Source organism: Caulobacter sp. RHG1 (genome assembly GCF_013181195.1).
In the GTDB taxonomy this organism is placed as follows: domain Bacteria; phylum Pseudomonadota; class Alphaproteobacteria; order Caulobacterales; family Caulobacteraceae; genus Caulobacter.
Genome location: NZ_SMZP01000003.1, coordinates 569,876 through 583,992 on the forward strand (window position 1 = coordinate 569,876; position 14,117 = coordinate 583,992).

Consider the following 14,117-nt stretch of genomic DNA (forward strand, 5'->3'; position numbering starts at 1 on the left):
ACCATGACGCTCATCAAGCTGTTTGGCGCATCGCTTCTGGCGCTCTCGCTCAGCGGTCCGGTGTCCGCGGACGACTGGACCAAGGCCCTGGAGCGGCGATTGGCCGGGCCCGACGGCGAGGTCATGGTCGTGGCCCACCGCGGCTGTTGGCGCGGCGTGTCGGAGAACACCCTGGACGCGGTGCGCGCCTGCATCGCGTTCGGCGTGGACATGGTCGAGCTGGACGTGCGGCGCACCGCCGACGGCCAGCTGGTCCTGATGCACGACGAGACCCTGGACCGGATGACCGACGGCCAGGGACCGGTCGCCGCCCGCACCCTGGCGGAGATCCAGGCCCTGTGGGTCAAGGCCGAGAAGGGCGGCCCCAACGCTGCGCTGACCGACCGCCGGGTCCCGACCTATGTCGAAGCTCTGGATCTGGCCAAGGGCCGGATCCTGATCAATGTCGACGCCAAGGCCGACGTCTATGAGGAAGCTTACAGGATGGCGGTGGCGCGCGGCATGGGCGACCAGGTGCTGCTGAAGTCGGGCGAACCGGCCGAAGTGGTGCTGGCCCAGCCGTGGTGGAGCGACAAGATCCGCTACAATCCCAACATCCAGCCCGGCCGTCTGGGGGCCGATCCGTTGGCGGTGATCGACAGCTACAAGGCGCTCAAGCCGATCGGCTACGAGATCAACGTCAAGACCATTGCCGCCGCCAAGCCCTTGGCCGAGCATCTGCACAAGGCCTGCGCCCGCCTGTGGGTCAACAGCCTGAACACCCGGGAAGCCGCGTTCGACGACCAGGCCCTGGTCGATCCGGACGCGGTGTGGGGGGCGATGACCGCGGCCGGGGTCGGGGCGATCCAGACCGACAATCCGTTGCCGCTGAAGGCGTGGCTGGCGGTTCACAGGCCGAAGCTGAAAAGCTGCAAGCGCTGACATGAAAACGGCCCCGGCGTCTCCGCCGGGGCCGCTGTCTTTGCGGGCTATGCCGAGCCTTAGCTCAGCGCGGCCTCGGCGACGGCTTCGGCGGTGATGCCGAATTCCTTGTAGAGGCGCTCGAACGGTGCCGAGGCGCCGAAGCTCTTCATGCCGACGAACTTGCCGTCCTCGCCGATGAAGCGCTCCCAGCCCATCTTGATGCCGGCTTCGACAGCCACGCGGACCGGCGCCGAGCCGATGACCGACGCCTGGTAGGCGGCGTCCTGCTTGTCGAACAGTTCCCAGCACGGGGTCGAGACGACGCGGGTCGGCTTGCCCTTGGCCTGCAGGATGTCGCGGGCGGCGATGGCGACGCCGACCTCGGTGCCCGAGGCGAAGAGCGTCACGGCTGCTTCACCACCGTCGGCGGCCAGCAGCTCGTAGGCGCCCTTGGCCGACAGGTCGCCGGCGCTGGTGCGGGCGTGCGGGGTCTTCTGGCGCGACAGCGTCATGACCGACGGGCTGCGCTGGCTTTGCAGGGCGACCTTCCAACACTCGGCGGCTTCCACCGCGTCGGCCGGACGGAAGACCAGCAGGTTGGGGATGGCGCGCAAGCTGGCGACCTGCTCCACCGGCTGGTGGGTCGGGCCGTCTTCGCCCAGGCCGATGGAGTCGTGGGTCATCACGTGGATGACGCGGGCTTCCATCAGCGCGCCCAGGCGGATGGCGGCGCGGCTGTAGTCGGCGAAGGCCAGGAAGGTGCCCGAATAGGGAATGATCCCGCCATGCAGGGCCATGCCGTTCATGGCCGCGGCCATGCCGAACTCGCGCACGCCGTAGTGGACGTAGCGGCCAGTGTAGTTCGGGGCGTCGAACGCGCCCATGCCCTTGACCAGGGTGTTGTTCGAGCCGGTCAGGTCGGCCGAGCCGCCGATCATTTCCGGGATCGACGGGATCAGGTGATCCAGGGCCGAACCGGAGTGGACGCGGGTGGCGTTGACCGGCTTGGTCTCAAGGGCCTTGGCGATGTGGGCGTCGACGGCCTCGAACGCCGTGGCCGGCAGTTCGCCGCGCATGGCGCGCTTGAACTCGCTGGCGTTGACCGAGGCGGCCAGCTTGGCTTCCCAGGCCTTGCGGACCTTGGCGCCGCGACGGCCGACGCTCTTCCAGGCCGTGGCGATGTCGCCCGGCACGGTGAACGGCTCGGCGTCCCAGCCCATGGCGACGCGGGCGTCGCGGATCTGGTCGTCGAACAGGGTGTAGCCGTGGCTGTGGGGGTCGCCTTCTTTCGGACCCGCGCCCTTCGAGATCAGCGTCTTGCACGCGATCATGGTCGGGCGGTCCTGCTTGGTGGCCCAGCGCAGGGCGGCGGCGATCTTGCCGTGGTCGTGGCCGTCGACGACCTTCACGGCCCAGCCGGCGGCCTTGAAGCGGGCGACCTGGTCGCCGGTCTCGGCGATGGTGGCCTCGCCGTCGATGGTGGTGTTGTTGTCGTCGAACAGCACCGTCAACTTGCTCAGCTTCAGGCGGCCGGCGATGCTGATGGCTTCATGACTGACGCCTTCCATCAGGCAGCCGTCGCCGGCGATCACCCAGGTGCGGTGGTCGACGATGTCCGAACCGAAGCGGCCGGCCAGGTGCGCCTCGGCCATGGCCATGCCGACGGCGGTGGCCAGGCCCTGGCCCAGCGGTCCCGTGGTGGTCTCGACGCCGGGGGTGTGGTGGACTTCCGGGTGGCCGGGGGTCAGCGAACCCCACTGACGGAAGTTCTCGATCTCCTTCATCGTCACGGCCTTGAAGCCGGTCAGGTGAAGCAGGGAATAGAGCAGCATCGAGCCGTGGCCGGCCGACAGCACGAAGCGGTCGCGGTCGTGCCAGTCGGGCTGGGAGGCATCAAACTTCAGGAACTTGCCCCACAGGACGGTCGCCACGTCGGCCATGCCCATCGGCATGCCCTGGTGGCCGGACTTGGCCTTGTGCACGGCGTCCATGGAAAGGACGCGGATCGCGTCGGCCATCTTGATGGGCGAAACGGGCATGGAAGTTCCGTCTTTGTTATGTTTTGCGGGGCTGCGCGAGGGGCGCAGTCGCATGGGAACCCCGGGGGGTCAACCCGCGACACGGGGTTAAACGGGGAGCCGGACGTCTCTCGTGGGCGCTATGCAACAATGTCCGTGGGCGCTATAGCTGAAGCGCGACTTATGCTCATTTTCAGCATAACCTGAAAGGCCGATCCGTTGGGTAGTCCGTCGTTCTTCTCGCCCTACCGCCACGGCTTCGTCCGGGTGGCCACCGCCGTGCCGAAGGTGAAGCTGGCCGACCCGGCCGTGAACGCCGCCTCGGTGCTGGCCTTGGTCGCCGAGGCGCATGAGGCCGGGGTGGCGGTGATCGTGTTTCCGGAGCTGGGCCTGACCGGCTACACGATCGACGACCTCTTGCAGCAGAACGCCCTGCTGGACGCCGTCGAGGCGGCGATCGCGACTTTGGCCCGGGAGAGCGAGAAGCTGGCCCCGATGATCGTGGTCGGTGCGCCGCTGCGCGACGGCGGCCGACTCTACAACACCGCGGTGGCTATCCAGGGCGGCAAGATCCTGGGCGTCGTGCCCAAGAGCTTCCTGCCCAACTATCGCGAATTCTACGAGCGCCGCTGGTTCACGCCGGGTGCGGGGGTCACGGGCAAGACGCTAAGCCTGGCTGGCCAGGACGTTCCATTTGGGACCGATGTCCTCTTCCGCGGCGAGGGCGTCTCGGCATTCACGGTTGGTGTCGAGATTTGCGAGGACGTCTGGACGCCGACGCCGCCCAGCACCACCCAGGCGCTGGCGGGCGCCGAGATCCTGCTCAACCTGTCGGCCAGCAACATCACCATCGGCAAGTCCGAGACCCGTCGCCTGCTGTGCGCCAGCCAGTCGGAGCGGATGATCGCGGCCTATGTCTATTCGGCGGCGGGGGCGGGCGAGAGCTCGACGGACCTGGCCTGGGACGGCCATGTCGACATCCACGAGATGGGCCAGCTGCTGGCGGAGACGCAGCGCTTCTCGACCGGACCGGCCTGGACCTGCGCCGACATCGACGTCGATCGGATCCGCCAGGAACGCATGCGAGTCGGCAGCTTCGGCGACGCGATGGCGCTGTCGCCTCCGAAGGTCCCGTTCCGGACCGCGACCTTCACCTTCACGCCGCCGGCCGGCGACCTGGCCCTGGCGCGTACGATCGAGCGCTTCCCGTTCACGCCGTCGGATCCCGCCAAGCTGCGCGAGAACTGCTACGAGGCCTACAACATCCAGGTCCAGGGCCTGGCGCGGCGGCTCGAAGCCTCGGGCTTGAAGAAGTTGGTGATCGGCATTTCCGGCGGGCTGGACTCGACCCACGCCCTGCTGGTGGCGGCCCGGGCCATGGACCAGCTGTCGCTGCCGCGCACCAATATCCTGGCCTACACCCTGCCGGGCTTCGCGACCTCCGATCACACCAAGGCCAACGCCTGGCGGCTGATGGAGGCGATGAGCGTCACCGCCGCCGAACTCGACATCCGCCCGGCCGCGACCCAGATGCTGAAGGATCTGGGCCATCCGTTCGGACGCGGGGAGCCGGTCTACGACGTGACCTTCGAGAACGTGCAGGCGGGGCTGCGCACCGACTATCTGTTCCGTCTGGCCAACCACAATGGCGCGCTGGTCGTTGGCACCGGCGACCTGTCGGAGTTGGCGCTGGGGTGGTGCACTTATGGCGTCGGCGACCATATGAGCCACTACAACCCCAACTGCGGGGCGCCCAAGACGCTGATCCAGCACCTGATCCGCTTCGTCGCCCATTCGGGCGACGTGCCGGCGACGACGACGGCGCTGCTGGAGGACATCCTGGCCACCGAGATCTCGCCGGAGCTGGTGCCGGGCGAGAAGACGCAGGCCACCGAGAGCTTCGTCGGCCCCTACGCCCTGCAGGACTTCAACCTCTACTATTTCAGCCGCTACGGCATGGCCCCCTCCAAGATCGCCTTCCTGGCCTGGAGCGCCTGGCACGACGCCGGCCATGGCGGCTGGCCGGTCGGCCTGCCCAAGGATGCGCGCAAGGCCTACGACCTCCCCGAGATCAAGAAATGGCTGGAGCTGTTCCTCAAGCGGTTCTTCGCCAACCAGTTCAAGCGCTCGGCCGTGCCCAACGGACCCAAGATCTCGTCGGGCGGCGCCCTGTCCCCGCGCGGCGATTGGCGGATGCCCTCGGACGCGACCGCAGACGCTTGGCTGGCCGAATTGCACGCCAACGTGGCGGTCTGAGGAAAACTCTTCGTTCCCGACGGCTTTGCCTTTAAGCCCCTTCACAATAAGGCCCTATCAGGGGCCAAAGACTAAAACACGGTGGGGTTTATCTTGGCTTCGATCTATCCGGTGATCCTGTGCGGTGGCTCAGGCACGCGTCTCTGGCCGGCTTCGCGCAGCGACCAGCCCAAGCAGTTCCTCAAGCTGGTCGGCGACCGCTCCTCGTTCCAGGAGACGGTGCTGCGGGTGAAGGACATTCCCGGCGTCGCCGAGATCGTCGTCGTCACCGGCGAGGCCATGATCGGATTCGTGGCCGACCAGACCGCCGAGCTGGGCGTCGCAGCCACCATCCTGGTCGAGCCCGAGGCCCGTGACAGCGCTCCGGCTGTCGCCGCCGCCGCCGCCTATGTCGAGAGCCGCGATCCGGACGGCGTCGTTCTGATGCTGGCCGCCGACCACCACATCGCCCAGCCCGAGATCTTCGGCGAGGCGGCCGTCACCGCTTCGCGCGCGGCCGAAAGCGGTTACATCGTCACCTTCGGCGTGCAGCCGACCGTGCCGGCCACCGGCTTTGGCTATATCCGTCCCGGCGCGCCGCTGCTGGACGGTTCGGTCAGCGAAGTCGCCGCCTTCGTCGAGAAGCCCGACCAGGCCACGGCCGAGCGCTATCTGCTGGAAGGCTATCTCTGGAACAGCGGCAATTTCGCCTTTAAGGCCGCGACCCTGATGGGCGAGTTCGCCGCGTTTGAGCCGACTGTCGCCGACGCCGCCAAGGCGGTGGTCGCCGCCCTGTCGCTGGAGAACGGCCTTGGCCGCCTCGACCGTGAGGCGTTCGGTCAGGCCAAGAAGATCTCGCTCGACTACGCGGTGATGGAACGCACGACCAAGGCCGCCGTCGTGCCGGCCGCCTTCGCCTGGTCGGACCTGGGGGCCTGGGACGCGATCTGGGAAGCCTCTACGCGTGATAGCGACGGCAACGCCCAGGACGGCGACGTCGATCTGCACGGCGCCTCGGGCGTGCTGGTCCGCACCACCGGCCCCTATGTCGGCGTGATCGGCGTCAGCGACATCGTGGTGGTGGCCGAGCCCGACGCGGTTCTGGTCTGCCATCGCAAGGACAGCCAGGCGGTCAAGATCCTGGTCGACGGCCTCAAGGCCAAGGGCCGATCGATCGCCTCGCGCAAGAGCGCTTCGCCGAGCGGCGCCGAGACCCTGGTGTCGACTGACGGCTTCGACGTCGAGCTGCGCCGTGCTCCGGCCGGTGAAATCGTCGTGCTACCGGCCTCGACCGTGCAGCTGCTGGAAGGCGGGCTCGAGCTGGACGGCGGCGTCTATGCCGCCGGCGCGGTCATCCCGCTGGCTGGCGAAGCGCGCGGTCGGGCCATCGGCGCGGCCACGCTGCTGGTCACGAAGCCGCGCTGACCACCCGGTCCAGCTCGGCGATCGCCAGGACGATGTGGTAGAAGGAGCTGGCTGGCGCCGGCTCCTCCACGAAGGTCTCGTCGGGCTGGTACTTGTCGCGCCATAGGCCTGGAACCGGCGTGCGCAGATAGGCCAGCAGGCCCTCTGCGGCGGCCGCCGCCATGTCCCAGTACTTGGTGTCGCCGATGATCTCGGCGGCCAGGGCCGCGGCCTTGATCCGCTCGGTCTGCGGCCACAGGCGGGCGCTGTCGTCATGCACCGAGAAGTCGTCGAGCAGGGCGTTGATCGCCACGCCGCGGCCCGGATCCGTGCCGTGGGTCTCGGCGGCGTCGATCATCCGCAACGCCGCAACCGTGGCGTCGGCGCGGTGGGCCAGCTGACCCCAGCGCAGCAGCAGCCAGCCCCACTCGAACTGATGGCCTGGCTCGCAGATCCGGCCGTCGACGCCCGGAGCCGGGTTCCAGTCGAGGTCGAAGAACTCACGGATCTGGCCGCTGCCCTCGTGGATGAATTTGCTCAGCGCCAGCTCGGCGATCTCGTCGGCCAGAGCGCGCCAGACCGGATCCTCGTCGATGGCGGTCCAGGCCAGCATGGCCTCGAACAGATGCATGTGCGGGTTCGATTGCAGCGGCGCGGTCGGCGGGTTGGTCTGGTGGAAGCCGGCAACGGGATGCTTGCGCTCGGCGAACAGCTTGTCGCGCACCTGGACGGCGATGCTGCGAACCTCCTCGGCTCGCTCGGGCAGGACCTTGGCCACCGCGGCCAGGGCGAACAGGGCGAAGGCCTGGTCGTAGAGGTCGGCGGTCTCGTCCAGGCTCTCGCCGTTCGGCCCGACCAGGGTGCGAAACAGGCCATCGGAGCGGCGATAGGCCTTGAGGTAGAAGTCCAGGCCGTGCTCGACCGCCTCGCGCCAGGGGCCGGTCCAGCCCAGCTCGCCGGCGATGGCGAACGAGAAGATCTGCCGCGGCAACACCCGGCCTCGGCGCGGGCCGTCGACCGGTTCGCCTTCCAGGTCGAGCTTCTCGAAGAAGCCGCCCTTGTCGTGATCGGCCCCGATCGTCCACCACAGGGGATAGGCCGCGCCCGTCGCCCAGGTTTTGAGGCGGTCGCGCAAATAGGCAGCGTCGGCGAAATTGGTCATACGAAGCTCCAGTCGCCGCCTTTCTAGGCGAGGTTGTGTGACGTCGCCAAGACGGCATGGCCTTTCAACGTGGGTCAGGTTAGTGCTCGCGCCCATGACCAGCCCCGTCGCGCTCCCCCCGCTGAAGGCCGTGTTCCTGGACCGGGACGGCGTGCTGAACATCGACCATGGCTATGTCCATGACCCGGCTCGGCTGGAATGGATCGACGGCGCCCGCGAGGCGGTGGCGGCCATGACCAGGGCGGGCCTGAAGGTGCTGGTGGTCACCAACCAGTCGGGTATCGGCCGAGGCTATTTCGATGAATTCGCGCTGGAGCGCTTCCACGCCGCCATGCAGGAGCAGCTGGGCGAAGTCGGGGGCCGGATCGACGCCTTCTACCACTGTCCGTTCCACGAACTGGCCGCCGTCGAGATGTATCGCGTCGCCGACCATCCCGACCGCAAGCCCAATCCCGGCATGGTCCTGCGCGGCCTGGCCGACTGGAACCTGGCTCCAGAGGAGGCCGTGATCATCGGCGATCGCCATATCGATGTCGAAGCCGGCAATCGCGCGGGCATGCCGGGCTACCTGTTCAAGGGCGGGAGCTTGCGGGCGTTCGTAGCCCAGGTGCTGGGCGACCGGGTTCCGGACCTCAAATGAAGATCCTGCAGTTCGGCCAGACCGGCCAGGTCGCCACCGCCGTCCAGGCCGCCGCGAAGGCTGCTGGCGTCGAGGTGGTCGCTCTGTCCCGCGCTGACTGCGACCTGGAGCATCCCGAAGCCATCCGCGCCGCGATCCTGGGCGCCGATTGCGACCTGGTCCTCAATACTGCAGCCTTCACCCAGGTCGATCCGGCCGAAGCGCAGCCCGACGCGGCGTTCGCGGTCAATGCGATGGCGCCGGGGGCGATGGCCGAGACTTGCGCCGCGCGCGGCTTGCCGTTCGTGCATCTGTCGACCGACGCGGTGTTCGATGGCCTGGCCGACCGCGCCTATGTCGAGACCGACGAGGCTCGGCCGATCAATGTCTATGGCCGTTCCAAGCTGGCCGGCGAGCACGCGGTGCTGTTTTATCCCCGCGCGGTGGTGCTGCGGATCTCGTGGGTCTTTTCCCGCTATGGCCGCAACTACGTCAGCTTCATGCTGCGCCTGGCCCGCGAGCGCGAGGTGCTGAAGGTGGTGGCCGACCAGTTCGGCACGCCCACCGACGGCGAGGCCCTGGCCAGCTTCCTGATCGCCACCGCGCCGCGCTGGGCCGCTGCGCCGGCCGGCGATCCGGCGTTCGGCCTGTTCCACTTCGCCAATGCCGGCGAGACCAGCCGCTTCGAGTTCGCCCGGGCGGCCATCGACCGCGATCCCCAGGTCCGCGCCCGCGTCGAGCCGACCACCCAGGCCGCCTTCGCCGAGCCAGCCCCGCGACCGCCGCGCACGCCGCTCGATACGAGTAAGCTACAGACCGTGTTCGGCTTCACGCCCGAGCTCTGGCGCCCGGCCGTCGAGCGCACGGCGGACCGTCTCATATCGCTGGTATGACAAGTCTGGCCTAAGGCCGCTGGTCGGGCTAAACCCGACGGAACCTTCGTTAGAAAGAACAGAGCGCAGCGACCATGCAGATCTTCCTCGACAGCACCGACACCAAGGTCATCGCCGACCTCAATTCGACCGGCCTGATCGACGGCGTCACGACCAACCCGACCCTGATCGCCAAGTCGGGCCGTCCGATGCTCGAGGTCATCGCCGAGATTTGCGACATCTGCCCGGGTCCGATCAGCGCCGAGGTGGCCGCCACCACGGCCGACGCCATGATCGCCGAAGGCAAGAAGCTGGCCGCCATCGCCCCCAACGTGGTGGTCAAGATCCCGCTGACCCGCGATGGCCTGATCGCCTGCGCCGCCTTCGCCGACGAAGAGATCAAGACCAACGTCACCCTGTGCTTCTCGCCGACCCAGGCCCTGCTGGCCGCCAAGGCCGGCGCGACCTTCGTCTCGCCGTTCATCGGCCGCCTGGACGACTACGGCTTCGACGGCATGGACCTGATCCGCGACATCCGCACGATCTACGACAACTACGGCTACGAGACCGAAATCCTGGCCGCCTCGGTGCGCAACGCCGCCCACGTCAAGGAAGCCGCGATCACCGGCGCCGATGTCGTCACCATCCCACCGGCGGTGTTCAGCGAGCTCTACAAGCACCCGCTGACCGACAAGGGCCTGGAGCAGTTCCTGAAGGACTGGGCCTCGACCGGTCAATCCATCCTGTAACGGACTTTCCGCCGGCCGGACGGGTGTTCCTGCTCGTCCGGATCGGAGTCAAGTGATCAAAGTTCATTTTGCGACGGCGAAGCTGGTTCGCAAATGCGAATTGGCGCGTTAGGGTGGTCCGTCCACAGAGGGGGCCACCTGATATGGCTACCATGACCGCCGAGACCGAAGTGCGCCTGGCAGGCCCCGAAGAGGCCGACCGCTTTTCGCGATTCCTGCAGGGTTTCCTCTCGGCCAACGACTTCCCGTTCGTGATCGTCCACGACAATCCCGAGCTGCTGGGCCAGCAGCGCAAGGTGGTGTTCGAGGACGTTTGCCTGAGCCGCAAGTTCGCCCGCGAATGGATCCGGCTTCGTCGGACCGCCGGGCTCGCCTAACCGCTTTTGTTTTTCCTCAGATGGCGCCTACCTAGGGTGAGATCGTTTCACCTCCGGTAGGAGACGCGCCATGAACGACCCCGAAAACGGCCTTCCGGCGATCGCCGGTTCCGCCCTCGACCTGATCGGCCGCACGCCGATGATCGAGGTCAAGCACCTCGACACTGGCCCGTGCCGGCTGTTCCTGAAGCTGGAAAATCAAAACCCCGGCGGCTCGATCAAGGACCGAGTCGCCCGCGCGATGATCGCCGCGGCCGAGGCCGATGGCCGGCTGAAGCCCGGCGGGACGATCATTGAGGCCACCGCCGGCAATACCGGCCTGGGCCTGGCGCAAGTGGCCACGCTGAAGGGCTACAAGCTGATCCTGGTGGTTCCCGACAAGATGGCGCGGGAAAAGATCCTGCATCTGCGGGCCATGGGCGTGGACGTGCGCCTGACGCGCAGCGACGTCGGCAAGGGTCATCCCGAGTACTATCAGGACATGGCCCAGAGCCTGGCCCAGTCGATCCCTGGGGCGCTCTACGCCAACCAGTTCGAGAACCCGGCCAATCCCCACGCCCACGAGACCACGACCGGTCCCGAGATCCTGTCCCAGATGGGCGGTGACATCGACGCCATCGTCGTCGGCGTCGGCTCGGGGGGCACCCTGACCGGCATCGGCCGCTACATGCGGGCCCACTCGCCGAAGACAAAGATGGTGCTGGCCGATCCCGAAGGCTCGATCCTGCGCGACTATGTCGAGACCGGCACTTTCGGCGAGGCCGGCAGCTGGATCGTCGAGGGCATCGGCGAGGACTTCATCCCGGCCAACGCTCAGATGGATCTGGTGTCGAAGGCCTATTCGATCAGCGACCGAGAAAGCGTCGAGACCGCCCGCACCCTGCTGCGCAAGGAAGGCATCCTGGCCGGCTCGTCCTCGGGCTGCCTGCTGGCCGCGGCCCTGCGCTATTGCCGCGAACAGACGGAAGCCAAGCGGGTGGTGACGCTCGTCTGCGACACGGGCTCGAAATACCTGACCAAGATGTTCAACGACCTGTGGCTGGCGGCGCACGGCTTCGACGACCGCGAACTGCACGGCGATCTGCGCGACCTGATCGCCAAGCGCTACGCCGACGGCGGTGTGGTGGCGATCGGTCCCGATGACACCCTGATGACCGCCTACAACCGCATGCGCTCGTCCGACATCAGCCAGCTGCCGGTGGTCGATCACGGCCGGCTGGTCGGCATTCTCGACGAGAGCGACATCCTGGCCGCCGTCGAGGACGACGACCGCGCCCTGCGCTTCAAGACCCCGGTCGGCGAAGCCATGACCCGCGAGGTTCGCACCCTGCAGGCCCATCAGGGCGTCGACACCCTGCCCGACGTCTTCGACCGCGACGAGGTCGCGCTGATCGTTGACGGCGAGGAATTCCTGGGCGTGATCACCCGGGTGGACCTGATCAATCACCTGCGGATGGCGAGCTGAGAGACCCTGCGTCCTTAGAGGCCCTTCTGACGAAAGGCGTCTCAGGATGAGGATTTCTGAAATGACAGGCCAACCCCAGCCCTCATCCTGAGGCGCCCGCGCCAATCCTGAAGATAGCGCGAGCCTCGAAGGACGCACGGCGGCTCAAGGACCCAGAATGACCCAAGACATCCCCGGCAAGAACCGTCTGGACTTCGCCACCCGCACCATTCACGGCGGCCAGTTTCCGGACCCCACGACCGGCGCGGTGATGGTGCCGATCTACGCGACCTCGACCTACGCCCAATCGAGCCCCGGCGAGCACAAGGGGTTCGAGTATAGCCGCAGCCATAATCCGACGCGGTTCGCCTTCGAGCGCTCGATCGCCGACCTGGAGAGCGGCACGGCGGGCTTCGCCTTCGCTTCGGGGTTGGCGGCGGCGTCGACGATCCTGGAGACCCTGGACAGCGGGGCGCACGTGATCGCCAGCGACGACCTCTATGGCGGCTCGTTCCGATTGTTCGACAAGGTGCGCAAGCGTTCGGCGGGCCTGACCTTCAGCTTCGTCGACATGGCCGATCTGTCGGCGATCGAAGCGGCGATCGCGCCGGCCACGAAGATGATCTGGGTGGAGACCCCGACTAACCCGATGCTGCGGCTGGCCGATCTGGCCGCCATCGCGACGTTGGCGAAAAAGCACGGCCTGATCACCGTCGCCGACAACACCTTCGCCAGCCCCTATGTCCAGCGGCCGCTGGAGCTGGGCTTCGATATCGTCATGCATTCGGCGACCAAATATCTGAACGGCCATTCCGACGTGGTGGCCGGCGTGGCGGTGGTCGGCGACAATGCCGCGCTCGCCGAGCAGATGAAGTTCCTGCAGAACGCCGTCGGCGCGGTGCTGGGACCGTTCGACAGCTTCCTGGCGCTGCGTGGGGTCAAGACCTTGGCCCTGCGCATGCAGCGGGCCTGCGACAGCGCCCTGGAGATCGCTCGCTGGCTGGAGGGGCATCCAGGCATCGAGCGGGTGATCTATCCGGGGCTGGAAAGCCACCCGCAGCACGACCTGGCCAAGCGCCAGATGCTGAACGGCTTTGGCGGCATCATCTCGGCCGAGGTGAAGGGCGGCCTGGCCCCGGCCCGCAAGCTCTTGGAACGCACGCGCCTTTTCACGCTGGCCGAGAGCCTGGGCGGGGTCGAGAGCCTAATCGAGCATCCGGCGATCATGACTCACGCCTCGATCCCGGCCGATCAGCGGGCAGCGCTAGGCATCTCGGACGGCCTTATTCGGCTTTCGGTGGGGATTGAGTCTTGCCGGGATCTGATTTCCGACCTCGACGCGGCCTTGGCAGCTTGAACAGGTGATGCTCGCCCTCGCCGGGCATGGCGGGGGAGGGGTCCTTGGCCTTGGTGGCGCGCGGCGGCGGCAGATCCTCGCGCGCCGGATCGTCCGCCAGCAGGTGAGCGGTCAGCATCAGGTCGGTCTTGACCGAACCGAAGTCGGCCGCCGCCGTCCAGGCGCGGATGGCGGCCTGGGCGTAGACCTCCGACAGGTCGGTGACCTCGATCATCACCGCCGGGTCCTTGCGGATGCGCGGATCGTTCTCGGCCCGTTCGCGCATGCGCTTGAGCACGGCGACCAGGTCAGTTTTCAGCGGCACCTTGAAGAGCACGTCCACGCGCCGGGTGCGGTGGGTCGAGTAGTTGAGGATGACGTCGCCGAACACCTTGCTGTTGGGGATCATCACCTTGACGTTGTCGAAGGTGGCGATCTCGGTGAACAGCAGGTCCAGCGACTTGACCGTGCCCTGGCGGGTGGCCGTCTCGATGACGTCGCCGACGCGATAGGGGCGGAACAGCAGGATCATCACCCCGGCCGCCACGTTCGACAGGGCGCCCTGCAAAGCCAGGCCGATGGCCAGCGAGGCCGCGCCCAGCACCGCGATGATCGAGGTCGCCTGCACGCCCAATTGCTGGAGCACCGCCACCAGGCCGATGGCGACGATGGCGTAGCGGGCCAGCGAAGACGCGAAGCTCTCCAGCGTCTGGTCGGGATTGTTCCGGTGCACGCGGTTCAGCGTCCGGCGCATGAACTTGGAGGCCCAGCCGGCGACCCAGAAGGTCACCACCAGAATCAGTGCGGCGACGCAAAGGTTCACCGCCACCTTGCCCAGCCAGTCCAGGAAATGGCCCAGCATGGTTTCGTCGGCGCGGAGGTTGGCGATGGCCGGCAGGGAGGTGTCCTCCGGGAGGATGCTCGGTTTGGTCTTCATGAGGTTCTCGTAAGCGCCCCCGCGCTTTGCGGTCAACGAAAGCGCGACCAGAACCGTTCCG

Annotated in this window: 12 protein-coding genes; 9 read left to right on the top strand and 3 right to left on the bottom strand. The window is 67.4% G+C overall.

The annotated features are described in order from the left end of the window. Nucleotides 1-3: 3 nt before the first annotated feature. Nucleotides 4-921 (top strand): glycerophosphodiester phosphodiesterase family protein, encoded by a 918-nt coding sequence (locus E1H18_RS10500; protein WP_172267270.1) that lies wholly within the window; start codon nucleotides 4-6, stop codon nucleotides 919-921. A gap of 59 nt (nucleotides 922-980) precedes the next feature. On the opposite strand, the gene tkt is transcribed toward E1H18_RS10500, so the two are convergent. After that, nucleotides 981-2,942 (bottom strand): transketolase, encoded by a 1,962-nt coding sequence (gene tkt / locus E1H18_RS10505; protein ID WP_172267273.1) that lies wholly within the window; start codon nucleotides 2,940-2,942, stop codon nucleotides 981-983. A 198-nt stretch (nucleotides 2,943-3,140) separates the two neighbouring features. Here tkt and E1H18_RS10510 point away from each other — a divergent pair, with 198 nt between their 5' ends. Next, nucleotides 3,141-5,177, top strand: coding sequence for an NAD(+) synthase (locus E1H18_RS10510; RefSeq protein ID WP_172267276.1), 2,037 nt, complete (start codon nucleotides 3,141-3,143; stop codon nucleotides 5,175-5,177). Nucleotides 5,178-5,270: 93 nt separating this feature from the next. Continuing rightward, nucleotides 5,271-6,581: a mannose-1-phosphate guanylyltransferase/mannose-6-phosphate isomerase gene (locus E1H18_RS10515; protein ID WP_172267279.1), complete on the top strand. Its 1,311-nt coding sequence runs from the start codon at nucleotides 5,271-5,273 to the stop codon at nucleotides 6,579-6,581. On the opposite strand, the gene E1H18_RS10520 is transcribed toward E1H18_RS10515, so the two are convergent. Then, nucleotides 6,565-7,722 (bottom strand): AGE family epimerase/isomerase, encoded by a 1,158-nt coding sequence (locus tag E1H18_RS10520; RefSeq protein ID WP_172267282.1) that lies wholly within the window; start codon nucleotides 7,720-7,722, stop codon nucleotides 6,565-6,567. The two genes, E1H18_RS10515 and E1H18_RS10520, sit on opposite strands and share 17 nt — an antisense overlap. 94 nt (nucleotides 7,723-7,816) lie before the next feature. On the opposite strand from E1H18_RS10520, the gene E1H18_RS10525 reads away from it, so the two are divergent. From E1H18_RS10525 to E1H18_RS10550, 6 genes are all read left to right on the top strand, one after another. After that, nucleotides 7,817-8,362 (top strand): HAD-IIIA family hydrolase, encoded by a 546-nt coding sequence (locus E1H18_RS10525; RefSeq protein WP_172267285.1) that lies wholly within the window; start codon nucleotides 7,817-7,819, stop codon nucleotides 8,360-8,362. Beyond that, the gene (gene rfbD / locus E1H18_RS10530) at nucleotides 8,359-9,234 is read left to right on the top strand and encodes a dTDP-4-dehydrorhamnose reductase (protein ID WP_172267288.1); all 876 of its coding nucleotides are present in this window, start codon (nucleotides 8,359-8,361) and stop codon (nucleotides 9,232-9,234) included. Before E1H18_RS10525 ends, rfbD begins: the two co-directional genes overlap by 4 nt. A 74-nt stretch (nucleotides 9,235-9,308) precedes the next feature. Then, nucleotides 9,309-9,962: a fructose-6-phosphate aldolase gene (gene fsa / locus E1H18_RS10535; RefSeq protein ID WP_172267291.1), complete on the top strand. Its 654-nt coding sequence runs from the start codon at nucleotides 9,309-9,311 to the stop codon at nucleotides 9,960-9,962. 143 nt (nucleotides 9,963-10,105) lie between these two features. Further along, nucleotides 10,106-10,339, top strand: coding sequence for a hypothetical protein (locus tag E1H18_RS10540; protein ID WP_172267294.1), 234 nt, complete (start codon nucleotides 10,106-10,108; stop codon nucleotides 10,337-10,339). 70 nt (nucleotides 10,340-10,409) lie between these two features. Beyond that, entirely contained in the window at nucleotides 10,410-11,804 is a 1,395-nt protein-coding gene (locus E1H18_RS10545) for a cystathionine beta-synthase (RefSeq protein WP_172267297.1), read from the top strand. Between the two features lie 157 nt (nucleotides 11,805-11,961). Then, a complete protein-coding gene (locus E1H18_RS10550; RefSeq protein ID WP_172267300.1) occupies nucleotides 11,962-13,140 on the top strand; it encodes a PLP-dependent aspartate aminotransferase family protein in 1,179 nt (392 codons plus the stop codon). On the opposite strand, the gene E1H18_RS10555 is transcribed toward E1H18_RS10550, so the two are convergent. After that, nucleotides 13,067-14,056, bottom strand: a complete 990-nt coding sequence (locus E1H18_RS10555; RefSeq protein ID WP_172267303.1) for a mechanosensitive ion channel family protein — start codon at nucleotides 14,054-14,056, stop codon at nucleotides 13,067-13,069. The genes E1H18_RS10550 and E1H18_RS10555 overlap by 74 nt on opposite strands. Nucleotides 14,057-14,117 lie beyond the last annotated feature (61 nt).